Below are 22166 nucleotides of genomic sequence, written 5' to 3'. Positions count from 1 at the left end.
CTGCACACCACCACAAGCACAACGACCGGTCCCCAACCGGTCGCCGCTTGACATAGGAGCAACGGGTGCAGCCCGCCGACATCGCCCGGATCGCACAGATCTCCGATCCCCGGGTCTCGCCCGACGGCAGGCAGGTCGCCTTCGTCGTCACCCACGTCGACATGGCCGAGAACACCTACCGCAGCGGGGTGTGGCTCGCCGCGGCCGACGGGTCGTCACCGCCGCAGCCGTTCAGCGCAGGTGAGCACGGCGACGGGCAGCCCCGCTGGTCGCCCGACGGGCGCCGGCTCGCGTTCACGAGCCGGCGGGGCACCGACGAGCATCCGACACTGCACGTCGCCCCCGTCGACGGGCCCGGGGAGGTCCGGACGATCTGCGAGCGGCCGGAGGCCATCGAGGACCCGGCGTGGTCGCCCGACGGCGCGCGGATCGCGTTCACGTCGCGGGAGCGGACGGCGCGCTTCGACGAGCCCGAGGAGAAGGCGCGGCCGCCGCGGCGGATCGACCGGCTCGTCACGCGGCTCGACGGCGAGGGCTGGATCGTCGACCGGCCGCGCAGCGTGTTCGTCGTGGCCGTCGACGGATCGGGACCGCCGACGCTCGTCGCGGGCGGCCCGTACGACCACGGGGCGCCGTCCTGGTCGCCCGACAGCGCGACGATCGCCGTCACGGCCGACCGCACGCCCGACTGGGACCTCACGCCGATCCTGGCCGACGTCCTGCTGGTCGACCCCACGGGCAGCAGCGAGCCGCGGGCGCTCACGCGTCGGACGTTCGCGCACCGGCTGCCCTCCTGGTCGCCGGACGGCACGCGGATCGCCGTGCTGGCCGAGGACTCCCGGATCATCCACTCGCACACCCAGGTCGCGGTCGTCGACGTCGCGTCGGGCGAGGAGACGGTCCTGACCGCCGCGCTCGACCGGCAGTGTGCGCCGATGCCGGGAGCCCGACAGCCGGTCTGGGACGGCGACGACCTCGTCCTCAGTTGGGAGGACGCCGGCAACGTGCACGTCGGGCGGGTGCCGGCCACGGGTGGGGACGTCGCGACGGTCGTCGGCGGCGAGCTGTGGGTCACCGGCCACGACCTGGCGGGCGGGACGCTGGCGTTCACGGCCGCGACGGCGACCGCCCTGCCGGAGCTGTTCGTCCTCGACCGCGACGGCACCCGGCGGCGGCTCACAACGGCGGGCGACGCCTTTCACGCCGCGGTGCCCCCACGGGCGCCGGAGCACTTCACCGTCGGCTCCCCCGCCGGCGACGGCGAGATCGACGCCTGGCTGATGCGGCCGGCCGAACCGGCGGGCGAGCACACCCCCGTGCTGCTGTCCATCCACGGCGGCCCGATGACGCAGTACGGCAACTCCTGGTTCGACGAGTTCCAGATGTGGACGGGCGCGGGCTACGCCGTCGTCTACTGCAACCCGCACGGCTCGACGGGCGGCACGGAGGCCTGGGCCCGGGCGATCCGCGCGCCGGAGGCCGAGGAGTGGCCCGGCACGGGCTGGGGTGGCGTCGACGCCGATGACGTGCTCGCCGTCCTCGACGCGGCGCTGGCGGCGAACCCGGACCTCGACCCCGACCGTGTCGGCGTGCTCGGCGGCTCCTACGGCGGCTACCTGACGAGCTGGCTGATCGGGCACACCGACCGCTTCGTCGCCGCCTGCAGCGAGCGCGCGGTGAACAACCTGGAGTCGCTGGAGTGGGCGTCGGACGTGGCGGGGATGTTCCGCTTCGAGATCGGCGTCGACCACGTGCGCCATCCCGAGGTCTACCGGCGGATGTCGCCGATCACCTACGTCCGCGACGTCACGACGCCGGTGTTGATCCTGCACTCCGACGACGACCTGCGTTGCCCGGCCGACCAGGCCGACCAGCTGTTCGTCGCGCTGCGCCTGCTCGGGAAGCCGGTGGAGTACCACCGCTTCGCGGGCGAGAGCCACGCGCTGAGCCGCTCGGGCTCGCCGCGCCACCGGGTCCGGCGCGCGGAGCTGATCCTCGAGTGGTTCGCCCGCCACCTCGGGGGGCGCGCCCCCGAGACGCCCGCGTGAGCAGGCGCGCGCGACCCTCGTGAGTGGCGATGGTCGCTTCAGCGACCATCGCCGCTCACGTCACTTGCCGGCGATGGCGTTCGAGAGCCACTTGCTGTCGTTGAGGTCGATCTTGGTGCCGTTGACGAGGATCGTCGGGGTGCCGAACTGGCCGTTGGTCTGCAGCGCGGTGTTGGCGATCGACGCCTTGGTGGCGGCGGCGATGGCGGCGGCGTTGCCGTTGCCGGTGACGCACGACGACCAGTCGGCGTTCTTCGCGCCGAGGTCGGTGCCCTTCTGGACGAGCTGCTGCGCCGTGAGGCCTGCGCTCTTCTCCGCGGGCTGGTCGTCGTAGAGCGCCTTGTGGTACGCGGGCCAGATGTTCGCCGGGACGGCGCAGAGCGCGGCGTTGGCGGCGAGGGTCGAGTAGCCGGGCGGCGTGGTCTGGTTGTCGAGGATCGCGGTCGCGTGGTAGTTGACCTTGATCTTCCCGTCGTTGAGGGCGCTCGTGACGTCGTCGGCGTAGCGCGCCTCGAAGCGTTCGCAGACCGGGCAGAGGTAGTCCTCGTAGACGTCGACGGTGACCGGCGCGTCGGCCTTTCCCGCGGTGACGACCGTGCCGCTCGCGGCGACCGGGTAGCTCGGCTCCGTCGACTGCCGGTTCTGGATCACGAAGTACGCGACGACCGCCGCCACGACGACGACGGCCGCGACGACGATCAGCGCGATGCGGGTGCCGCCGGACGGACCGTGCTGCTTCGGCGTGATCCCCGCCGCGGCGAGCCGCTGGCTGGCCGCCTGCCGGCGCTGCTTCTCGCTGCGCGAGGCTCCTCCCACGTCAGACCCTCTCACTCGACCGGTGTCGCGGCTGCGTCCGGTTCTCCAGGCGCCCGTCGAGCGCGAACAACGTGCGTGGGCGGATCGTCAGCCACCCGGCGAGGATGAGGAACCCCGTGTCGCGCAGCAGCTCCGTGCCGTAGGCCGTCGCGTCGGGGGCGACCTGCCCGCCGCCGCCGAAGCAGCCGCAGTCGATCGAGAGCCCGCGCGCCCAGGCCTGCGAGACGCCGGCGATGTAGACGAGCAGCAGGACTCCGGAGAGCACCGCGACGGCGCGCGTGCCGACACCGATCAGCAACAGCACGCCGAGGGCGATCTCCAGCCAGGGCAGCACCGTGGCGACCGGCGACACGACGGCCGTCGGCAGCACGTCGTAGGCCTTGACCGCGATGTAGGTCTGGTCGGGATCGGCGACCTTGATCCCGCCGGACACCAACCAGACCGCGGCGAGCCCGAGACGCGCGAGCGTCCCGATGACGTCGAGGATCCGTCCACGCTCCACCCGATCAGAGTATCGGCGGATCCTGAGAGCCCGATGCGGGCACTCCGGCCCGAACGGGCCACCCCGATCGGGTCACGGCGTAGCCGGCGGCCTCCCGGTCGGGCACGGCGCCGCGATCCGCGCACCCGCGCGTCGGCCGCCCGCGACGCGGCGCAGCCCTCAGGCGTGCCTGCCCCGACCGGAGGGCAGCCTCGCTTCGGTCCATCGTGGACGAACTCGCGAGGTACCGTGCAGCCATGTCCGTGCCTGCCGACGAGGCCGCCGAACACGCCCACGACCACCGGCACGCCGACGTCTCCGGCGGCTGGCTGCGCGCCGCCGTCTTCGGGGCGATGGACGGGCTCGTCACGAACATCGCCCTGGTCGCGGGCGTCGGCGGCGGTGGCGTCGACCGCGAGGGCATCATCCTGACCGGCGTCGCGGGGCTCGTCGCGGGCGCGTTCTCGATGGCGCTCGGCGAGTACGCCTCGGTCAGCGCGCAGAACGACGCGGTGCGGGCGGAGGTCGCCGTCGAGCGCGAGGAGCTGCGCCGGCACCCGAACGCCGAGCGGGCCGAGCTCGTCGCGCGCTACCGGGAGATGGGGCTGTCGCAGGCCACCGCGGAGGCCGTCGCGACCGAGCTGCACGCGGATCCCGAGCTCGAGCTGAGGCTGCACGTCACGCAGGAGGTCGGGATCGACCCCGACGAGGCGCCGTCGCCGTGGGTGGCGGCGGGGTCGTCGTTCCTGTGCTTCGCCGTCGGCGGGGTGATCCCGCTGCTGTCGTTCCTGTTCGGGTCGTCGTCCCTGTGGCTGGGGCTGGCCGTCGGGGCGCTCGGGTTGTTCGTCGCAGGGGCGCTGACCTCGCGGTTCACCGCGCGCTCGTGGTGGGGAGCCGGGCTCCGGCAGCTGATGTTCGGCGCGATCGCGGCGGGCGCGACGTTCCTGGTCGGGTCGCTGATCGGTGTGGCGACGAACTGATCCCGGGGCGGTGGCGCATCCCGTCTGACACCCTGGACCCCGTCAGCCCCGCGTCGACCGCCCCGGAGGCCAGCCGTGACCGCCCAGCCCGAGCTCACCGACCTCGGTGCGCTCGGCGCCCGGAGCCTCGTCGAGCTCGCCGTCGTCCGACTGCGCGCGGAGATCCTCAGCGGCTCCCTCGCCCCGGGCGAACGGCTCGTCGAGGAGCAGCTGACCCGCCGCTTCGGCACCAGCCGGGCCCCGCTGCGCGAGGCGTTGCGGCTGCTCGGGCAGCAGGGCCTCGTCGAGCACCTGCCGCGGCGCGGCGTCCGGGTGGCCAGCCTGTCGGCCCGCGACATCGACGAGCTGTTCGGACTGCGCGACGTCCTCGAACGGTTCGCGGTCGACCTCGCGCTCGGTGACGGTCCGCCGCCGGCCGAGCGGCTCGCGGTTCTCGAACGCGCCACCGAGAAGGTCGAGCGGGCCACCGCCGCGGGCGAGACGCTCGACCAGGCCGAGGCCCACCGGGAGTTCCATCTCGCGTTGGTCGGACTCGCCGGGCACCAGCACCTGCTGCGCGTCTACGAGCCGGTGATCCTCCAGCTGCAGCTCTACATGGCGACGAACATGCGCCGCGAGGCCGAGGTCCGGCCCGCGTCGTCGGGCGCGCAGCGGCACCGCCGGCTGTACGAGGCGGTGGCGAGCGGCGATCGCGCGTCCGTCCTCGACGCCCTCGGGGCACACGGCGCCCGCGCCTACCTGACCCCCGAGCTCGAGGCCGACTGACGTCGTCGCGCCTCCTGAGCGACCCGCCGGAGGCGTCACACGGTCGTAACCGTCCACGACGGTGCTCGACACCAAACGGTCGACAATCGACAAGGTGCCGACAGAGACCACCGCCGTCCCGACCGGGATCGCCGCCCTCCTCGCGGGCTATCGCGAGGGCGGGCTGCAGGTGCGCACCACCGTGGAGGCGCTGCTGAAGCGCATCGCCGCCCGCGGCGAGGACGGGGTGTGGATCAGCGTGGCGAGCGCGTCGACCCTGCGCGCCCGCGCCGCAGAGCTCGACGCCCGCGGCGCCGCCGGGCTCCCCCTGTTCGGCGTCCCGGTCGCCGTCAAGGACAACATCGACGTCGCCGGCCTGCCCACGACGGCCGCCTGCCCCGCGTTCGCCCGCGTCCCCGATCGCGACGCCGGGGCCGTCCGACGGCTGCGCGACGCAGGAGCGCTCGTCGTCGGCAAGACGAACCTCGACCAGTTCGCGACCGGGCTGACCGGCCAACGATCGCCCTACGGCGGCTGCGAGAGCGTCTTCGGCGGGGACCTGATCTCCGGCGGATCGAGCTCGGGCAGCGCGGTCGCCGTCGCCGCGGGCCTGGTGCCCGTCGCGCTCGGCACCGACACGGCGGGCTCCGGCCGGGTCCCCGCCGCGCTCAACGGGATCGTCGGGCTCAAGCCGACACGAGGACTCATCGGGACCTCGGGTGTCGTGCCCGCGTGCCGGTCGCTGGACTGCGTCAGCGTCTTCACCACGGACCTCGGCGACGCCGCGTCCGTCCTCGCCGTCCTCGCGGGCCCGGACCCCGACGATCCCTGGTCCCGGACCGGCGTGCCACTGCCGCCCGTCGCCGCGCCGAGGCTCGCCCTGCCCGCCGACCTCGGCCCCGCCGACGGTCTCGACCAGGCGATGGGCGCGAGGTTCGACGAGGTGGCGGCCGTCGCGGCGGGGCGGGCGGCCGGGGTCGTGCACACGCCTGTCGACGCGCTGCGCGAGGCCGGCGACCTGCTCTACGACGGCCCCTGGGTCGCCGAACGGCTCGCCGCGCTCACCGGGTTCCTCGCCGACCATCGCGACGACGTCCTGCCCGTCACCCGGGCCGTGATCGAGCGCGGGAGCGGCTACGACGCCGTCGCCACCTTCCGTGCGCGGCACCGGCTCCAGGAGCTGAGGGCGTGGTGCCGCGGCCTCTTCGCGCGCGCCGACGTCCTGCTGCTGCCCACCGTCCCGACGACGTTCACCCGCGCCGAGATCGCCGCGGACCCGGTGGGACGAAACGCGGTGCTCGGCCGCTACACGCAGTTCACGAACCTGCTCGACCTCGCCGCCGTCGCCGTGCCCGCCGGGTTCACCGCCGACGGCCGGCCCTGCGGGGTGACCCTCGTCGGCCCCGCCTTCTCCGAGACCCGGCTGCTGGCCGCAGCCGCCGCGCTCGTCCCTGTGGAGGTTCCATGACAGTCAGCCCACACGTCGCCACGGACACGCGCACCGCGACCATCGGACCGGTCGCGGCCCGCCCCTACGCCTGGCCGTACGACGGTGCCGTCCCCGCGTCGAGAACCGCGCTGATCTGCATCGACTGGCAGGTCGACTTCTGCGGACCGGGCGGCTACGTCGACCGGATGGGGTACGACATCGCCCTGACCAGACGGGGGCTCGGCCCGACCGCACGGCTGCTGGCACACGCCCGCGAGACCGGGATGCTCGTGATCCACACCCGGGAGGGCCACGCGCCGGACCTGTCGGACCTGCCGGCGAACAAGCGCTGGCGCTCACGCCAGATCGGGGCCGAGATCGGCTCCGCGGGCCCCGCCGGACGCATCCTGGTCCGCGGCGAACCGGGCTGGGAGATCGTCCCCGAGGTCGCGCCGGTCCCCGGAGAGGTGCTGATCGACAAGCCGGGGAAGGGTGCGTTCTACGCGACGCAGCTCGACCTGGTCCTGCGCAGCAACGGGATCACCCACATCCTGCTGACCGGGATCACGACCGACGTCTGCGTGCACACGACGATGCGCGAGGCGAACGACCGCGGCTACGAGTGCCTGATCCTCTCGGACTGCACCGGGGCCACCGACCCGTCCAACCACGACGCCGCCCTGCACATGGTGACCATGCAGGGCGGGGTCTTCGGCGCCGTCGGCACCGCCGACGCCGTCGTCGAGGCGACCAGCTGGAGCACCACGTGAGAGTCCCCGTGCAGGTCGACGCGAGCCCGGCGCCGTTCACCTTCGACCCCGCCACCACCGCGCTGGTGGTCATCGACATGCAGCGCGACTTCTGCGAGCCCGGCGGGTTCGGCGAGACCCTCGGCAACGACGTGTCGTTGCTGCGCAGCGTCATCCCGCCGCTGCAGCAGGTCCTCGCGACCGCCCGCGAGCTGGGCATGACCGTGATCCACACCCGGGAGGGCCACGTCCCGGACCTGTCGGACTGCCCGCCCGCGAAGCTCAACCGGGGCAACCCCTCGCTGCGGATCGGCGACCCCGGCCCGAAGGGCCGGATCCTCGTCCGCGGCGAGTACGGGCACGACATCGTCGACGAACTGGCGCCCGCCCCGGGCGAGCTCGTGATCGACAAACCCGGCAAGGGGTCGTTCCACGGCACCACGTTCGGCGCGGAGCTCGAGGCCCGGAACATCCGGTCGCTCGTCGTCACGGGCGTGACCACCGAGGTCTGCGTGCACACCACCGTCCGGGAGGCCAACGACCGCGGCTACGAGTGCCTGGTGCTGTCGGACTGCACCGGCTCGTACTTCCCGGAGTTCCACCGCGTCGCACTGGAGATGGTCGCCGCGCAGGGCGGCATCTTCGGCTGGGTCGCGCCGTCCACCGCCCTGTTCGACGCCCTCGTGAAGGAGTCCGCCGCGTGAGCGAGACCAGCGAACCCACGGTGCAGCCGATCACGCTGTCGTGGTGGGTGTCCGGTGACACCAACGCGTTCTTCGGCCTCGGGTTCAACACCCTGGTCAACGTCCTGACCCTGTCCGGGCTCTGCCTCGCGGTGGTCAACATCCCGGGTTCGGACGTGTTCGGGGTGATCCTCCCGGCCCTCGGCGTCCAGCTGTTGATCGGCAACGTCTACTACACCTACCTCGCGCGACGGCTGGCCCGGCGCGAGGGGCGCACCGACGTCTGCGCGATGCCCTACGGGCCGTCGGTGCCGCACATGTTCATCGTCGTCTTCGTCATCATGCTGCCGGTCTACCTGCAGACGAAGGATCCGCTGACGGCCTGGGCCGCCGGGCTGGCCTGGTCGTTCATCATCGGTGTGATCGTGCTGCTCGGCGCGTTCGTCGGGCCGTTCATCCGCCGGTACACACCGCAGGCGGCGATGCTCGGGACCCTGGCCGGGGTGTCGATCGCGTTCATCTCCATGCGGCCCGCGGCGCAGATGTGGGAGGCGCTGTGGATCGCGCTCCCGGTCATGGTGATCATTCTGATCGGGTTCTTCACCGACCTCCGGCTCCCGGGGAACATCCCGGTCGGGCTCGCGGCGCTGCTGGTCGGCACCGCGATCGGCTGGATCGGCGGGTACATGTCCGCGCCCGACGTCGTGACGGCCGCGAAGGACGTCGCGCTCTCGCTGCCCACCGCGGACCTCGGCCGGCTCGGCGACGGGCTCGCCGACGTCGCGCCCCTGCTCGCGACGGCCATCCCGCTGGGCATCTACAACTTCACCGAGGGCATGACGAACATCGAGTCCGCCGCGGTCGCGGGCGACGAGTACAACATGCGGGCGATCCTCGCCGCCGACGGCACCGGCGCCATCGTCGGCTCCGTCCTGGGCTGCCCGTTCCCGCCCGCGGTCTACATCGGGCACCCCGGCTGGAAGGCCGCGGGCGGCCGGACGACGTACTCGCTCGCGTCGGGCGTCGTCATCGCGCTGATGTGCTTCCTCGGGCTGTTCGGGCTGCTCGGGGCCATCCTGCCGACACCCGCGATCGTGCCGATCCTGCTCTACATCGGCCTGCTCATCGGCGCCCAGGCGTTCCAGGAGACACCGCGCCGGCACGCGGTGGCCGTCGTCATCGCGATCATCCCGAACATCGCGTCGTGGGCGGCGGGGTTGATGGACAACGCCCTGTCCGCGGCGGGGACGTCGGCCGCCCAGGTCGGCGACGAGGCGCTCACCAACGCCGGGCTCGTCTACCACGGGACGGTGCTGCTCGGCGGCGGCGCCATCCTCGCCGGCCTCGTGCTCGGGTCGATCACGGCCTTCGTCATCGACAAGAACTTCTTCGCCGCGGCGGCCTACTCCGCGATCGGGGCCGTGGTCGGCTTCTTCGGGCTGATCCACGCACCACAGGTGGGGTGGAACGTCGGCGGCCAGATCGCGCTGAGCTATCTCTTCGCGGCCGTCGTGCTGGGCGTGTTCGGCCTGGTCGTCCGGCGACGCGGCGTCGGTGGCGACGGGGTGCGCGCGGACCAGCCCGTCGCGGCCGACCTCGTCGGCGCCGAGCCGGGCGAGGGCGTGCCGACGCCGCGCCACGCCGCGGAACCCGCGGCGGCCCCGATCGACCTGTCCGACGGCCCCGGCCGGCCCGCGACGGCGTAACGGCCCGTGAGTGGCGGTGGTCGCCATGGCGACCACCGCCACTCACGGGTCAGCGACGCCGGGCCCCTCGGGAACCTGACGGCCGTGGGGCCGCATCGGAACCTCGCAGGGCTGCGGCGGAACCCCGCGGGGCTTCGGCGGAGCCCCGCGGGGCCGCTCCGGTCGGCCCCGCCTCGGCGGCGACGACGTCGGGGATCACGTCGTCGGCAGGAGCGGACCCGCCCGCAGGCCGGGTCTCGGGCGCACGCGCCCACAGCGCGAACGCGACGACGGACACCGCGCCCGTGACCCCGAACGCCCAGCCGTAGCCGACCTGCTCGGCGACCGCGCCCGCCACCAGGGGGCCCGCGATCGCCCCGAGGTCGCCGGCCATCTGGAAGCCCGCGAGGACGGTGCCGCCCCGGGCCCGCACCCCGATGACGTCGGCCACGGCCGCGGTCATCGCGGGGTTGACCAGCCCACTGCCCACGCCGCACACCAGCGAGATCGCCAGGAACAGCGGCAGCGACCCGGCGAGGCCGAGCGCGGCCGTCCCGATCGCCGAGACCACCAGCCCGGCGATCACGGGCGGCTTGCGCCCGGCCCGGTCGGCCCAGCGTCCGGACAGCAGCAGCGTCGCGGCGTTGCCGACGGCGAACACAGCCAGCGCGTAGCCCGCCCAGGCGTCGCCCTCGCGCAGCACCTCCACGACGAACAGCGGCACCATCGCGACGCGCACGCCGAAGACGGCCCATCCGTTGGCGAAGTTCGACGCGAGCGCCGCGCGGTAGGTGGGGTGCCGCATCGCCTGGCCGAAGGTGGCGCTCGGCTCCGCGTCGGGGTCGGACGAGACCGGCGCGCCGATGCGCCCGCGCAGCATCACGCCGGTGAGCAGCAGCGCGATGACGACTGCTGCCGCGTAGACGAGGAACGGGACCCGCAGGCCGAACCCGATCAGCAGCCCACCCAGCAGCGGTCCCGCGATGTTGCCGAGCAGGAAGCCCGTCGCCCACGCCCCCGAGGCCCGGCCCCGGGCGGCCGGCGGCGCCAGCCTGACCAGGAGTGAGATGGCCGAGACGGTGAACATCGTCGAGCCGATACCGCCGAACGCCCGGAAGAACAGCAGCTGCGCGTAGTTCGCGGCGAACGCGCAGAGCAGGCTCGAGACCGCGGAGATCGTCAGACCCGTGACGTAGACGCGCAGCTCGCCGAACCGCGACACCAGGCGGCCCGCGACGGGCGCGAAGCCGAGCCGGAACACCGCGAACAGGCTGATGACCAGGGAGACGGCCGTGACGCCGACGTCGAAGCTGCGGGCGAAGGCCGGCAGGGCGGGCGCGACGAGACCGAAGCCGATCGCGATCACGAAGGCCGCCGCGACGAGGACCCGGATCTCCGACGGCAGGCGGGCCGTCGTCGCCGCCCCGCCACCGGACCTGCCCCGCATGCGCACCTGATCCCTCTCGTCCACTTCGTGAGCAAGGCTAATCGACGTCGCGGCCACCCGGTACGACGGGGACGTCCGGATCGGCCCCGCCGTCGGTGCCGACCGGCGTCCGCGGGCAGGGCACCAGGGGAGACAACACCAGGACAAACGACACCCGGAGAAACGACACCGGGGCCGCTCCGCTCGGCGAGCGGTGCGGCCCCGGTGGGTGGGGTGTGGAGGTGCCGGGAATCGAACCCGGGTCCTCCGTTGCTTCACGAGGGCTTCTCCGTGCGCAGTTCGCTACGCCTCTACTCGGATCCTTCGGTCACGCGAACAAGCCGAAGTGACGATCCCAGTCGCTGTGAGATGTCCCGTGCGCGCCCGCGACCGGCCCGCACGGTAATCCCTCTGAATGATGCCGGGGTCCGGGGCGAGGGAGCCCCCGGTCCGACAGCCACGCTCCTCGCTCAGGCGGCGAGGGCGTAGGCGCGCTGACTCTTGTCGGCGCTTGATTTTTTGCGACGGGTGGTTTGCGAGATCATCGTCGCCTTCCTCGGCACGCTTCACCTCGATCGACATCCGGAGTCGAAACCGTTCACCCCCTTGCTGCCCGCCCACGCGGACGGACACGACATCTTAACGCGCCGGCCGCGTCGGATCATCCCCGTTTCCCCGGGCGTCGCGGTCTCACACGTGTCACACCCCGAGCAGCGCCGCCGGCGCGTCGTGCAGGACGGACCGCAGGAACGGGACGCCGAGGCGGTCGTCGGCCGCGGCCCAGCCGGCGATCGCGGCGAGCTGCACGTGGTAGGCGTACGGGATGTTGGGGAAGTCGGTCCCCAGCACGACGCGGTCGGCGACGCCCGCGAGCCGGGCCGGCCAGTCGTCGGGCAGCGGGGCGATCTCCGCGGTGAACGGGACACCCACGACGGTCGTGTCGAGGTGCACCCCGGCGAAGCGGTCGACGAGGTCGAGCGCCGCGCCGAACTCGGGCATCCCCGCGTGCGCCAGCACCACCCGCAGCCGCGGGTGCGCGGCCAGCACCTCGGCGAACACGTCGAGACCCGTGTGGTCGCCGGGGACGGGCCCGTGCCCGCAGTGCACCATCGCCGGGACGCCTGCCTCGGCCAGCAGCCCCCACGCCGGTGCGAGCAGCGGGTCCCGCGGGTCGTACGCGCCGACCTGCACGTGCACCTTGACCAGCCGCGCCCCGGCCTCGACCGCCGCACCCAGATAGTCGACGACGTCGGGCTCCGGGTACATCGTCGCCGTCGGGACGGCGCCGGGCGTGGTGGCGGCGAAGTCGAGTGCCCACTTCGTCAGCCATGCGGCCATGTCGGGCTTGTGCGGGTAGACCAGGGGCGCGAACCGCCGTACGCCCAGGCCGCGCAGGATCGCGAGCCGCTCGTCCTCGGGCAGCTGGTAGTGGATCGGCCACGGCCTGCCGTAGTACTCCTCGCCGCGCGCGAAGTGCGCCCACACCTTGGTCATGACGCGCTCGGGCAGGAAGTGGGTGTGCGCGTCCACGAGGCCGGGCAGGCCCAGGTCGGCGACGAACCGTGTGACGTCCGCGTCGTCGGCCGGCGGCGCGGGAACCGTCACCGCATCTCCCGCGCGCGCCCCTTCGCGGCGCGCCCGAACTCGCGGCGGACCTCGCGTTCGGCGTCGCGCTTGGCGAGATCCTGCCGCTTGTCGTAGGACTTCTTGCCCTTGGCCAGCGCGACCTCGCACTTGACCTTGCCCTCGTTGAAGTACAGCGACAGCGGCACCAACGTGAGCCCGCCCTCGCGGGTCTTGCCGACGAGCCGCTCGATCTCGGCCCTGTGCAGCAGCAGCTTGCGGGTGCGGCGCGGCTCGTGGTTGGTCCAGCTGCCGTGGGTGTACTCGGGGATGTGCAGCCCGCGGAGCCAGACCTCGCCGTCGTCGATCGTCGCGAAGGCGTCGGCCAGCGAGGCACGGCCCAGCCGCAGGCTCTTGACCTCGGTGCCCATCAACGCGACACCCGCCTCGTAGGTGTCGAGGATGCTGTAGTCGTGACGCGCGCGGCGGTTCTGCGCGATCACCTTGCGGCCTTTCTCCTTCACCCGACCAGCCTACGCGGCGGCGGAACCGGTTTCAGACCTTGACGTACAGCCGCAGCGTCACGTACCCGGTGACGCCCGCGATCGCGGCACCGATCGGCAGCAGCCAGATCGAGGTCTCCAGCACGTCGTAGATCGTGATCGGCGGGATGACGCCGTTCTGCGCGATGCCGGCCAGCAGGTCGTCGATGAACGCGAACTTGGCGACGACGAGCCCCACCCCCGCCAGGACGGCGCCGACCACGCCGGTGAGGACCGCCTCGATGAGGAACGGCAGCTGGGTGTACCAGCGGGTCGCGCCGACGAGGCGCATGACCCCGACCTCGACCCGGCGGGTGTACGCCGACACCTGCACGGTGTTGGAGATCAGCAGCAGCGCGGCGACGGCCTGCACGAGCGCGAGCGCGAACGTCACGTTGCGGACGCCGCCGAGGAAGTCGAACAGCTTCCCCACGACGTCGCGCTGGTCGATGATCGTCCGGACCCCGACCTGGCCGTTCATGGCCTGCCGGACGGCGTCCGCGCCGGTCTGCTGGTCGGCGAGCTTGACGCGCAGCGTGGCGGGCAGCGACTGCGGGCGGGCAACGTCGGCGATCGACTGGCCGGCGAACAGCTGCTGGAAGCGGGTGTAGGCCTCCTGCTGGCTCTCGAACGTCACCGACTCGACGAGCGGCGAGTTCTCCAGCGTCTTCTTCAGGCCCGAGCAGATCGGCTGGCTGCAGTCCTGGTCGGCGGCCGAGACGTCCTGGGTGAGCGCGACCTGGATCTCGAGGCGGTCGGCGTAGAGCGACTCCGTGGAGTCGATCGTGCGTACCGCCAGCATGCCGGTGCCCAGCAGGGCCAGCGAGATCGCGGTGGTCAGCACCATCGCGACGGTCATCGTGACGTTGCGCCGCAGGCCGGTGGCGACCTCCCGGCGGACGAAGTCGGATCTCACGCCGCCTCCGCGGGAACAGGTACGTCGACGGAGCGCATCTAGCGGCCGACCCCGTACACGCCGCGCGACTCGTCGCGCACGACCTGGCCGAGGTCGAGCTCGACGACGCGACGGCGCATGGAGTCGACGATCGAGTGGTCGTGGGTGGCCATGACGACGGTCGTGCCCGTCCGGTTGATCCGCTCCAGCAGCAGCATGATGTCCTGGCTGGTGTCGGGGTCGAGGTTGCCGGTCGGCTCGTCGGCGAGCAGGACCAGCGGCCGGTTGACGAACGCCCTGGCGATCGCGACGCGCTGCTGCTCGCCGCCGGACAGCTCGTGGGGCATCCGGTCGGCCTTGCCCTCGAGCCCGACCAGCTCGAGCACCTCGGGGACGACGCGGGCGATCGTGGCCTGCGGCTTGCCGATGACCTCGAGCGCGAACGCGACGTTGCCGCCGACGGTCCGGTTGGGCAGCAGGCGGAAGTCCTGGAACACGACGCCGATGCGCTGGCGCAGCCGCGGCACGCGCCTGCGCGGGAGCTTGGCGACGTCGAGGTCGGCGACGGTGATCCGGCCCCGGGTGGGGACGTCCTCGCGCAGCAGCAGCCGCAGGAACGTCGACTTCCCCGAGCCGGACGGCCCGATCAGGAAGACGAACTCGCCCTTGTCGACCGACACCGAGACGCGGTCCAGCGCGGGGCGCGTCGACGTCTTGTACATCTTGGTGACGCGTTCCAGGCGGATCACGGTCGGGACGGTACCGGGCGCGGCCCCCGCAACCCGCGTTCGACCCGCCCCCTCGGCGCGGCGTGGCGACCGCTCGCGGATCCCGCCCCGGCCGTCACCGAGAGTGAGCGGCAGCGAGGAGCCCTCGTGCGTGGCGACGGTCGCCATGGCGACAATCGCCGCTCACGGTCAGTTCGTCTCGGCCTGCTGCTGGCGCCGCCACCGGATACCGGCCTCGATGAAGCCGTCGATGTCGCCGTCGAGCACCGCGCCCGGGTTGCCGACCTCGAAGTCGGTCCGCAGGTCCTTGACCATCTGGTACGGGTGCAGGACGTAGGAGCGCATCTGGTTGCCCCACGACGAGCCCGTGTCCTTGAGCGAGTCCATGAGGGCCCGCTCCTCCTGGCGCTTGCGCTCGAGCAGCTTGGCCTGCAGGACGACCATCGCCGTCGCCTTGTTCTGGATCTGGCTGCGCTCGTTCTGGCAGGAGACGACGATCCCCGTCGGGATGTGGGTCAGCCGGACCGCGGAGTCGGTCGTGTTGACGCCCTGGCCACCCGGCCCCGACGAGCGGTAGACGTCGACGCGCAGGTCCTTCTCGTCGATGTCGATGTGGTCGGTCGACTCGACGACGGGCGCGACCTCGACGCCGGCGAACGACGTCTGGCGGCGGCCCTGGTTGTCGAACGGCGAGATGCGCACGAGCCGGTGCGTGCCCTGCTCGACCGAGAGCGTCCCGTAGGCGTAGGGCGCGTGGACCTGGAACGTCGCCGACTTGATGCCGGCCTCCTCCGCGTAGGAGGTGTCGTAGACGTCGACGCCGTAGCCGTGCCGCTCGGCCCAGCGCAGGTACATGCGCATGAGCATCTCGGCGAAGTCGGCGGCGTCGACGCCACCCGCCTCGGAACGGATCGTCACCAGCGCCTCACGCTCGTCGTACTCCCCCGACAGCAGCGTCCGCACCTCGAGGGACTCGATCTCCGCGCGCAGCGCGACGCGGTCGCGGTCGGCGTCGGCGATCGCGGACTCGTCGCCCTCGTCCTCGGCCAGCTCGTAGAGCACCGGCAGGTCGTCGAGCCGGCGGCGCAGGTCCTCGACGCGGCGCAGCTCGCCGTTGGCGTGGGCGAGGCGGCTGGTGACCTTCTGCGCGGTCTCCGTGTCGTTCCAGAGATCGGGCTGACCCGCCTGCTCCTCGAGGTCGGCGATCTCGACGCGCAGCGCGGGCAGGTCGACGACCGCCTCGATGTTCTCGAGGGTTCCGGCCAGGTCCTTGAGGTCGGCTGCGACGTCGGGGTTCACGACAGACGAGGGTACGCGGTACGCGCCGCCCGCTACTCGGTCGGGATCGCGTCCAGCAGCTTGACCATGGCCCGGATGTGGGCGACGGCGAAGTCGGCGACGGCCTTCTCGTAGGGGTCGGTCTCGGTGCGCGCCGCGGACCGGGCGCCGTCGAGCCGGACGGCGTAGGCGACCCGTGCGGTCCGCACGAGCTCGGTGCGCTGGCGGACCGTCAGCGACCGCGAGTGCAGCAGCCGCAGGACGAGCGGGCTGCGCAGCGAGTCGGCGCCGCCGCCCGCCATCAGCCAGGTCTTGAACGCGCGCCGGCCCGGCTGCGTGATGACGTACTGCTGCGAGGCACGCGGGCCCTGCTTGCCCGGCTTGAGCAGGCCGGCCTCGGTGAGGGCGGGCAGCTCCCGGTAGACCTGGCTGCGCGTCACCGAGAAGAAGGCGCCGAACCGGTCCGCGGCGGCCGCGACGAGCTGACCGCCGGTCATCGGCCCGCTGTGCAGAAGTCCGAGCAGCGCGGCGGCGGTCGCGTTCACAGTCGTGGGCCCCGGCATGTCCCTACGGTCCCACGCCGGGCCGAGGTCCGCATCCACAGCGGACGGACCCCGGCCCGGCGCAGGTCCCTCTCGCGACGGTTCAGCCGATGGTCAGCTCCGCGATCCGCGCGCGCTGGGCGTCGGCGTCGCCGAACTGGCCGGCGAGCCGCTTGGCCCGCTTGTAGAACAGGTGCGCCTCGTGCTCCCAGGTGTAGCCGATGCCGCCGTGGTACTGGATCATCGCCGCGGTCGCGGCCAGCGCGGCGTCGGACGCCTTCGCCTTGGCCACGGCCACCGCGAGATCGGCCCCCTCGGCACCGGTGTCGACGGTGTGCGCGGCGTAGAGCACGGCGTGCTCGGCCATCGTCACGCCGACGTGCAGGTCGGCCAGCGCGTGCTTGATCGCCTGGAACGAGCCGACGGGCACGCCGAACTGCTCGCGCTCGCGGTCGTAGGCGACGGTCCGGGTGATCGCCTCGCGGGCGACACCGGCCAGATCGGACGCGACGAGGACGGTCGCCCGGGCGGTGAGATCCGCGACCGTCGCGGCGCCGGCACCGGGGAGAGCCTCCCCCGGGCCGTCGACGGTGACGGTCGCGAGCCGCGTGGTGCCGTCGTAGGAGCCGACCGGCTCGGCCGTGAACGCGCCGCGCTCGACGAGGACGAGCCCGTCGCCGTCACGGACGACGATCACGTCGGCGACCGCCGCGTACTCGACGGCGGTCCGGCCGGCGCGCAGCGAGAAGGCGCCCACGGCCGCGCCCGACGCGAGCCTCGGCAGCCACGCCGCCTGCTGCTCGGGCGACCCCGCGAGCCGGATCGCCTCGGCCGCGAGGACGGTCCCGCGCCACGGCCCGGGTGCGACGCCCGCGCCCAGTGCCCGTGCGATGACCTGGGCCTCGACGAGGCCGAGCCCGAGGCCGTCGTGCTCCTCGGGGACGGTGACGGCGAGCCAGCCCTGCTCGCCCGCGGCCTTCCACAGGGCGGCGGGGTGTCCGTCGCCCGCGGCGTCCTCGACGACGCCGCGCACGGCCTCGAGGTCGAACCGCTCGGCGAGGTACGTCGTGACCGCGGTGCCGAACTCGCGCTGGTCGTCGGTGAGTGCGAAGAACATCGTCCCCCCTACCGCGGCAGGCCGAGCACGCGCTCGGCGGTGATCGTGCGCTGGACCTGCGAGGAACCGCCCCAGATCGTCACCGACCGCGACCACATCGACTGCGCGTGCAGCGGTCGCAGGTCGAGGTCGCCCCCGGGGGTCGACAGCGCGTCGAGGGTCGCGTCCTCGCCGAGGATGTCGTCGTAGACCTCCCAGAGGTCCTGGAACGTCTCCGACCACTGCAGCTTGGTCATCGACGCCTCGAACCCGAGGTCACGGCCCTGCTCGACCTGGGTGAGGACGTGCATGGCGTGCAGCCGCAGGCACTCCAGCTCGGTGAGGACCCTGGCGAGCCTGCCGCGGACCACCGGGTCGGTGTCGCGCCCGAGCCGGCGCGCGACCTCGACGATCTCGTCGTACTGCCGTCGGAACTCGGTGTACTGCCCGATCCCGGACGCGCCGCGCTCGAACGACAGCAGCAGCATCGCGGTGCGCCAGCCGTCGCCGATCTCGCCGAGGACGTCGGCGGCGGGGACGCGGGCGTCGTCGAAGAAGACCTCGCCGAACTCGCTGGCCCCGCTCATCTGCTTGAGCGGGCGGGCGTCGACGCCGTCCTGGTGCATGTCGATGAGCAGCATCGAGATCCCGCGGTGGCGCTGCGACCCCGGCTCGGTGCGGACGAGGGTGAAGATCTTGTCGCCGTGGACGGCGTTGGTGGTCCAGACCTTCTGCCCGTTGACCACGAAGTCGTCGCCGTCGCGGACGCCCCTGGTCGACAGCGCGGCGAGGTCGGACCCGGCCCCGGGCTCGGAGAAGCCCTGGCACCAGATGACCTCGTTGCGCAGCAGCGGCCCGACGATCTCCTTCTTCTGGGCGTCGGTGCCGATGGCCATCACCGTCGGGGCGAGGAACGCCAGACCCAGCGGGTTGACGGTGCGCGGCGCGTGGGCGCGGACCGTCTCCTCGTCGTAGATCGCCTTCATGCCCGGGGTGCCGCCGCGCCCGCCGAACTCGGTGGGCCACTCGATGCCGGCGAACCCGGCGAGCGCCTTGTCGCGCTCCCAGTCGCGACGGACCCGGAAGCTCTCGTCGTCGCCGAGCGACTCCCAGAAACCGGGCCGGGTCCACTCGTCGGGGATGTGGGCCGCGAGCCAGGCCCGCAGCTCGCGGCGGAAGTCCTCCTCCGCCGCCGTGTACGTCAGGTCCATGCGGCCTCCTCGCGCGGTCCGTCCGGGCTCGCCGCCAGCTTGGCATACTCGCGAGTAACTTTCTCCCCCCGGGCGATCCGCGCCGGATCGGGTATGCACCCGGTAGCCTGCGAGTATGCGCAGTGAACGGGTGACGGTGACGCTGCCGGCGGAGCTGGTGGCCGTGGCACGGGACGCGGTCCGCCTCGGTCACTCGGCCAGCCTGTCGGCGTATGTCGCGGAGGCGGTGGCGGCGCGACAGTCGCGCGACCGGTCGCTGGCGACGCTGGCCGACCTCTACGGCGGGCCCCCGCCGCCCGACGAGCTCGACGCGGCGCGGCGGTCGCTGCGCCTCGTCCCGCCGCCGGCGACCGTCGGCTGACACGCGGTGATCGGCGGAAGGATTCTCGACGCGTCGGCGCTGGCGGCGTTCGCCACCGGTCGCCCGGTGTACGTGCGGGCACTGGTCTGGGCGGCCGTCGAGGCGAACATCGTGCTGGCCATCCCCAGCGCCGCGCTCGGTCGGGCCTGGTCGCTGGTCGGCCCCGAACATCATGCGGCGCTGCAGGTCCTGCTCGGCCTGCCCAACACCGTGATCGACGAGCTCAGCCCCGCCATGGCCCAGGAGTCCGGCCTGCTCATGGCCGCCTCGGGGCAGGACGATCTCGTCACCGGCCAGGTCGTCGCCGCGTCCCGGCGCCGGGGCTGGCCCGCCGTCACGGGCGAGCCGGCCGCGCTCCGCAAGATGGACGAGGGCGTCCGGATCGAGGAGCTTCCCTGACCCTGTGCACTCACGAGGCCGTGAGGCGCTCCCGGAGCCGCGCGATCGCGTCGTCGTCCAGACCGTTCGCGCGCAGCCAGCCCGCGGCGCCGCCGTGCTCGCGGGCGAGGGTCTCCAGGACGGCCGCCATCACCTCCGCGCGCGGCAGGTGCGGCGTCAGGTCCGCGGGCATCTCGCCGCCCTCGATCGTCGTCCAGCGCCGGAACAGCGCCTCGACGCGGGTGGCCGAGAGGGCGTAGTCGTCGACGATCGCCTCGTGCTCGACGCCGACCGTGTCGAGCACGAGCGCGACGAGGACGCCCGTGCGGTCCTTGCCGGCCGCGCAGTGCACGAGCGCCGGACCGGCCTGCGGCGCCGCGAGCCGCCGCACGGCCTCCACGACGTTGTCCGGGCGGTCGGCCAGATAGCCGAGGTAGTTGCGCAGCAACGGGTCGGTGTCGTCGCCGGTCTCGGGCAGGGCCCGGCCCTCCTCGGGGATGAAGCTCAGCGCGACGGTCTCCACCCCCGCCGTGGCGACGGCCGTCGGGCCGTCGCGGTCGATCTCGCGGGTGGTCCGCAGGTCGAGCACGAGCGAGAGCCCGAACGTCTCGACGAGATGGCGCACGTCGGCCGGGGTCACGTAGTGCAGGGACGCGCTGCGCAGCAGCACCCCGGAGCGCGTCGTGCCGCCGCCGACGACGGGCAGCCCGCCGACGTCGCGCACATTGTCGAGTCCCTCGAGCTCCAGCCAGCGGTCGACTGCCGTCACCCCCGCACGGTAACCCGGCTCAGCCGACCAGCTTCTGGACTGCGCCCCGCGTCACCACCAGCGGGTCCGGCGGCCCCACCGGCGCCCCTTCCGGCGTGACGAACGTGAACACCATGACGACCTCGTCGCTGTGCACGGAGATGACCAGGATGTCGCTGCCCTCGGCGCCGATCCGCCAGCCCGTGGCCTCGCCGCCGCCGACGTCGGCCTTCAGGTCCTCCGCCGGCGTGACGACGACCGACCGGCCGCCGAGCGTGCCCTGGCCGCAGTCGAGCCCGCGGACGCCGGCGTCGAAAGCGGCCTGGGCGGTCGCGCGGTCCGCGTAGACCGACACGGCCTCCTGGACGCGGACCGCCCCGCCGGGTCGCTCGAACGCGACGCCCACGCGCACCGCGTCCGGGAACTGCGCGACGACGCCGGGCCCACCGCACACCGCGGGCGCCGACGGGTCGGGCCGGGGCTCGGCGGCCGAGACGAACCCGGGGCCGAGGTCGGCGTCGGTGAGTAGGAAGGGCCGCAGGCCGTCGGCGGCCACGGCCAGGTTGCGGGCACCCGGGATGCCGCTGGCCGCGGGGGGCGCCGTCGCGGTGGCGGCACCGGCCGGCACACCCAGCGGCGCCGTCTCGTGCGCGTCGGTCCAGGTGCCCGAGGACGTGCTCGACGAGGCGGTCGGCGCCGGTGCGCCCGTGACGGTCGTCGAGCACGCCGAGAACGCGACCAGTGCCGCGGCGGCCGTCGCCACGAGCGGGAGCAGTCCCCGGTTCCCCGTCCTGTGCATACCCGGCAGTGTTCGCCGCCGGCCCTGCAGGGTCAGGGGTGCCAGCATCCCGAAACGGGGGCCTGCCGGCACCTCCCCGCGGGTCCGCTCGATGTCAGTCCGCGAACGGCGCCGGGTTCAGGACGCGACGGTGCAGCTTCGCGACGATCTGGCCGTCCTCCTCGCTGGCCGCCTTCGCCGCGACCCACTCGGGGTCGGTGAGGAACGCGCTCCACTTGGCGTCCATGTCGGCCAGCGAGTCGAACCGCATGACGTAGACCAGCTCGTTGTTGGAGTTGTCGCCCAGCGCGGTGAGCGACAGGAAGACGCAGTCCATGCCGTGCTTGGCGAAGATCCGCTTGGTGTGGTCGTTGAACCGTCGGACCAGCGCGGGCATCCGCCCCGGGACGGTCGTGTACTCGCGGATCTCGTAGATCATCGTCGCTCCTCGTCGGGGCCTCGTCGCCGCTGATCGCGCCGTGGTGATCGTAGGAAACCGAGGCGTCCCGGGGTGGCGACGACGGTCACACCTCGCGAGCCGCGGGGCGACGCAGCGCGGGCGGCAGCAGCTGCGCGCCGTCGCCCTGGACGGCGACCCTGTCCCCGGGGTTCCACAGCCGGCAGCGGGCGAGCGACAGGCAGCCGCAGCCGATGCAGGAGTCGAGCCCGTCGCGCAGCGCGACGAGCGCCTCGATCTGCTCGTCGAGCCGGCCGCGCCACGACCGCGAGAGCCGCGTCCAGTCCGCCTTGGTCGGCGTGCGGCCGGCGGGCAGCCGGTCGAGAGCGTCGCGGACCTCGTCGAGCCCGACCCCGACCGCGCGCGCCGCACGGATGAACGCGAGCCGGCGCAGCACGCCGCGCTCGTAGCGCCGCTGCCCTCCCGATGTGCGCGAGGCGCTGACCAGCCCCTCGCGCTCGTAGAAGCGCAGCGCGGAGTGCGGGAACCCGCTGCGTTCGACGACCTCGCCGATCGTGAGCAGGTCGTGGCTGTCCATCGATCCCCCC

The 22166-nt window shown here is 73.2% G+C and carries 24 protein-coding genes and 1 other RNA gene; 9 read left to right on the top strand and 16 right to left on the bottom strand.

Annotated features, from left to right (window positions below):
- Window positions 1-65 precede the first annotated feature (65 nt).
- Window positions 66-2048 (top strand): S9 family peptidase, encoded by a 1983-nt coding sequence (locus tag PSD17_RS16790; protein WP_339123415.1) that lies wholly within the window; start codon window positions 66-68, stop codon window positions 2046-2048.
- A 60-nt stretch (window positions 2049-2108) separates the two neighbouring features.
- On the opposite strand, the gene PSD17_RS16785 is transcribed toward PSD17_RS16790, so the two are convergent.
- Window positions 2109-2864 (bottom strand): DsbA family protein, encoded by a 756-nt coding sequence (locus PSD17_RS16785; protein ID WP_013673382.1) that lies wholly within the window; start codon window positions 2862-2864, stop codon window positions 2109-2111.
- Window position 2865: 1 nt separating this feature from the next.
- Complete coding sequence (locus PSD17_RS16780) at window positions 2866-3366, bottom strand: MauE/DoxX family redox-associated membrane protein (protein WP_013673381.1); 501 nt, start codon at window positions 3364-3366, stop codon at window positions 2866-2868.
- 236 nt (window positions 3367-3602) lie between these two features.
- Here PSD17_RS16780 and PSD17_RS16775 point away from each other — a divergent pair, with 236 nt between their 5' ends.
- The 6 genes from PSD17_RS16775 (at window position 3603) to PSD17_RS16750 (ending at window position 9636) form a co-directional block, all read left to right on the top strand.
- Complete coding sequence (locus PSD17_RS16775) at window positions 3603-4325, top strand: VIT1/CCC1 transporter family protein (protein WP_013673380.1); 723 nt, start codon at window positions 3603-3605, stop codon at window positions 4323-4325.
- Window positions 4326-4400: 75 nt separating this feature from the next.
- Window positions 4401-5090, top strand: coding sequence for a GntR family transcriptional regulator (locus PSD17_RS16770; protein WP_013673379.1), 690 nt, complete (start codon window positions 4401-4403; stop codon window positions 5088-5090).
- Between the two features lie 94 nt (window positions 5091-5184).
- Window positions 5185-6537 carry an allophanate hydrolase gene (gene atzF / locus PSD17_RS16765; RefSeq protein ID WP_339123411.1) on the top strand — a complete coding sequence of 451 codons (1353 nt, stop codon included), beginning with the start codon at window positions 5185-5187 and terminating at the stop codon, window positions 6535-6537.
- Window positions 6534-7268, top strand: a complete 735-nt coding sequence (biuH, locus tag PSD17_RS16760) for a biuret amidohydrolase (RefSeq protein ID WP_013673377.1) — start codon at window positions 6534-6536, stop codon at window positions 7266-7268. Before atzF ends, biuH begins: the two co-directional genes overlap by 4 nt.
- Window positions 7265-7951, top strand: a complete 687-nt coding sequence (locus PSD17_RS16755; protein WP_103379720.1) for a cysteine hydrolase family protein — start codon at window positions 7265-7267, stop codon at window positions 7949-7951. The genes biuH and PSD17_RS16755 overlap by 4 nt, the downstream gene beginning before the upstream one ends.
- Window positions 7948-9636 carry a regulator gene (locus tag PSD17_RS16750; RefSeq protein ID WP_339123408.1) on the top strand — a complete coding sequence of 563 codons (1689 nt, stop codon included), beginning with the start codon at window positions 7948-7950 and terminating at the stop codon, window positions 9634-9636. Before PSD17_RS16755 ends, PSD17_RS16750 begins: the two co-directional genes overlap by 4 nt.
- Before the next feature lie 49 nt (window positions 9637-9685).
- On the opposite strand, the gene PSD17_RS16745 is transcribed toward PSD17_RS16750, so the two are convergent.
- From PSD17_RS16745 to PSD17_RS16700, 10 genes are all read right to left on the bottom strand, one after another.
- The gene (locus PSD17_RS16745) at window positions 9686-11062 is read right to left on the bottom strand and encodes an MFS transporter (protein ID WP_445261015.1); all 1377 of its coding nucleotides are present in this window, start codon (window positions 11060-11062) and stop codon (window positions 9686-9688) included.
- 213 nt (window positions 11063-11275) lie between these two features.
- Window positions 11276-11647: a transfer-messenger RNA gene (ssrA, locus tag PSD17_RS16740) on the bottom strand.
- A 93-nt stretch (window positions 11648-11740) separates the two neighbouring features.
- Window positions 11741-12646: an amidohydrolase family protein gene (locus PSD17_RS16735; RefSeq protein WP_339123404.1), complete on the bottom strand. Its 906-nt coding sequence runs from the start codon at window positions 12644-12646 to the stop codon at window positions 11741-11743.
- Window positions 12643-13128 carry an SsrA-binding protein SmpB gene (smpB, locus tag PSD17_RS16730; protein ID WP_339123402.1) on the bottom strand — a complete coding sequence of 162 codons (486 nt, stop codon included), beginning with the start codon at window positions 13126-13128 and terminating at the stop codon, window positions 12643-12645. Before smpB ends, PSD17_RS16735 begins: the two co-directional genes overlap by 4 nt.
- A 31-nt stretch (window positions 13129-13159) precedes the next feature.
- Entirely contained in the window at window positions 13160-14062 is a 903-nt protein-coding gene (gene ftsX / locus PSD17_RS16725) for a permease-like cell division protein FtsX (protein WP_013673371.1), read from the bottom strand.
- 38 nt (window positions 14063-14100) lie between these two features.
- Window positions 14101-14790 carry a cell division ATP-binding protein FtsE gene (gene ftsE, locus PSD17_RS16720; protein WP_041760555.1) on the bottom strand — a complete coding sequence of 230 codons (690 nt, stop codon included), beginning with the start codon at window positions 14788-14790 and terminating at the stop codon, window positions 14101-14103.
- A gap of 168 nt (window positions 14791-14958) precedes the next feature.
- Entirely contained in the window at window positions 14959-16068 is a 1110-nt protein-coding gene (gene prfB, locus PSD17_RS16715; protein WP_013673369.1) for a peptide chain release factor 2, read from the bottom strand.
- Window positions 16069-16100: 32 nt separating this feature from the next.
- On the bottom strand, window positions 16101-16610 hold the full coding sequence (locus PSD17_RS16710; protein ID WP_013673368.1) for a PadR family transcriptional regulator: 510 nt from the start codon (window positions 16608-16610) through the stop codon (window positions 16101-16103).
- An 82-nt stretch (window positions 16611-16692) separates the two neighbouring features.
- Entirely contained in the window at window positions 16693-17706 is a 1014-nt protein-coding gene (locus PSD17_RS16705) for an acyl-CoA dehydrogenase family protein (RefSeq protein ID WP_013673367.1), read from the bottom strand.
- 8 nt (window positions 17707-17714) lie between these two features.
- Window positions 17715-18896: an acyl-CoA dehydrogenase family protein gene (locus tag PSD17_RS16700; RefSeq protein WP_339123399.1), complete on the bottom strand. Its 1182-nt coding sequence runs from the start codon at window positions 18894-18896 to the stop codon at window positions 17715-17717.
- A 115-nt stretch (window positions 18897-19011) separates the two neighbouring features.
- Here PSD17_RS16700 and PSD17_RS16695 point away from each other — a divergent pair, with 115 nt between their 5' ends.
- Both PSD17_RS16695 and PSD17_RS16690 read left to right on the top strand, forming a co-directional pair.
- The gene (locus PSD17_RS16695) at window positions 19012-19257 is read left to right on the top strand and encodes a hypothetical protein (RefSeq protein ID WP_013673365.1); all 246 of its coding nucleotides are present in this window, start codon (window positions 19012-19014) and stop codon (window positions 19255-19257) included.
- 6 nt (window positions 19258-19263) lie between these two features.
- On the top strand, window positions 19264-19656 hold the full coding sequence (locus PSD17_RS16690) for a hypothetical protein (protein WP_013673364.1): 393 nt from the start codon (window positions 19264-19266) through the stop codon (window positions 19654-19656).
- A gap of 10 nt (window positions 19657-19666) precedes the next feature.
- Here the strand turns inward: PSD17_RS16690 and PSD17_RS16685 are convergent, their stop codons facing one another.
- The 4 genes from PSD17_RS16685 to soxR all read right to left on the bottom strand — a co-directional run bounded on the left by PSD17_RS16685 (window position 19667) and on the right by soxR (window position 22156).
- Window positions 19667-20404 carry a tyrosine-protein phosphatase gene (locus tag PSD17_RS16685; protein WP_013673363.1) on the bottom strand — a complete coding sequence of 246 codons (738 nt, stop codon included), beginning with the start codon at window positions 20402-20404 and terminating at the stop codon, window positions 19667-19669.
- 19 nt (window positions 20405-20423) lie between these two features.
- The gene (locus PSD17_RS16680) at window positions 20424-21182 is read right to left on the bottom strand and encodes a hypothetical protein (protein ID WP_339123397.1); all 759 of its coding nucleotides are present in this window, start codon (window positions 21180-21182) and stop codon (window positions 20424-20426) included.
- A gap of 94 nt (window positions 21183-21276) precedes the next feature.
- On the bottom strand, window positions 21277-21600 hold the full coding sequence (locus tag PSD17_RS16675) for an NIPSNAP family protein (RefSeq protein ID WP_013673361.1): 324 nt from the start codon (window positions 21598-21600) through the stop codon (window positions 21277-21279).
- Between the two features lie 85 nt (window positions 21601-21685).
- On the bottom strand, window positions 21686-22156 hold the full coding sequence (soxR, locus tag PSD17_RS16670) for a redox-sensitive transcriptional activator SoxR (protein ID WP_013673360.1): 471 nt from the start codon (window positions 22154-22156) through the stop codon (window positions 21686-21688).
- Between the last annotated feature and the right edge of the window lie 10 nt (window positions 22157-22166).

Source organism: Pseudonocardia sp. D17 (genome assembly GCF_036984265.1).
In the GTDB taxonomy this organism is placed as follows: Bacteria; Actinomycetota; Actinomycetes; order Mycobacteriales; family Pseudonocardiaceae; genus Pseudonocardia; species Pseudonocardia benzenivorans.
This window is presented reverse-complemented; position numbering and strand designations above follow the sequence as displayed.

Bases quoted from the DNA above. Each gene is read 5' to 3' on its own strand.
- PSD17_RS16775 (WP_013673380.1), top strand. From the start codon at position 3,603: ATGTCCGTGCCTGCCGACGAGGCCGCCGAACACGCCCACGACCACCGG.
- biuH (WP_013673377.1), top strand. From the start codon at position 6,534: ATGACAGTCAGCCCACACGTCGCCACGGACACGCGCACCGCGACCATC.
- PSD17_RS16745 (WP_445261015.1), bottom strand. From the start codon at position 11,062: ATGCGGGGCAGGTCCGGTGGCGGGGCGGCGACGACGGCCCGCCTGCCG.
- PSD17_RS16710 (WP_013673368.1), bottom strand. From the start codon at position 16,610: ATGCCGGGGCCCACGACTGTGAACGCGACCGCCGCCGCGCTGCTCGGA.
- PSD17_RS16705 (WP_013673367.1), bottom strand. From the start codon at position 17,706: ATGTTCTTCGCACTCACCGACGACCAGCGCGAGTTCGGCACCGCGGTC.
- PSD17_RS16700 (WP_339123399.1), bottom strand. From the start codon at position 18,896: ATGGACCTGACGTACACGGCGGCGGAGGAGGACTTCCGCCGCGAGCTG.
- PSD17_RS16695 (WP_013673365.1), top strand. From the start codon at position 19,012: ATGCGCAGTGAACGGGTGACGGTGACGCTGCCGGCGGAGCTGGTGGCC.
- PSD17_RS16680 (WP_339123397.1), bottom strand. From the start codon at position 21,182: ATGCACAGGACGGGGAACCGGGGACTGCTCCCGCTCGTGGCGACGGCC.
- PSD17_RS16675 (WP_013673361.1), bottom strand. From the start codon at position 21,600: ATGATCTACGAGATCCGCGAGTACACGACCGTCCCGGGGCGGATGCCC.
- soxR (WP_013673360.1), bottom strand. From the start codon at position 22,156: ATGGACAGCCACGACCTGCTCACGATCGGCGAGGTCGTCGAACGCAGC.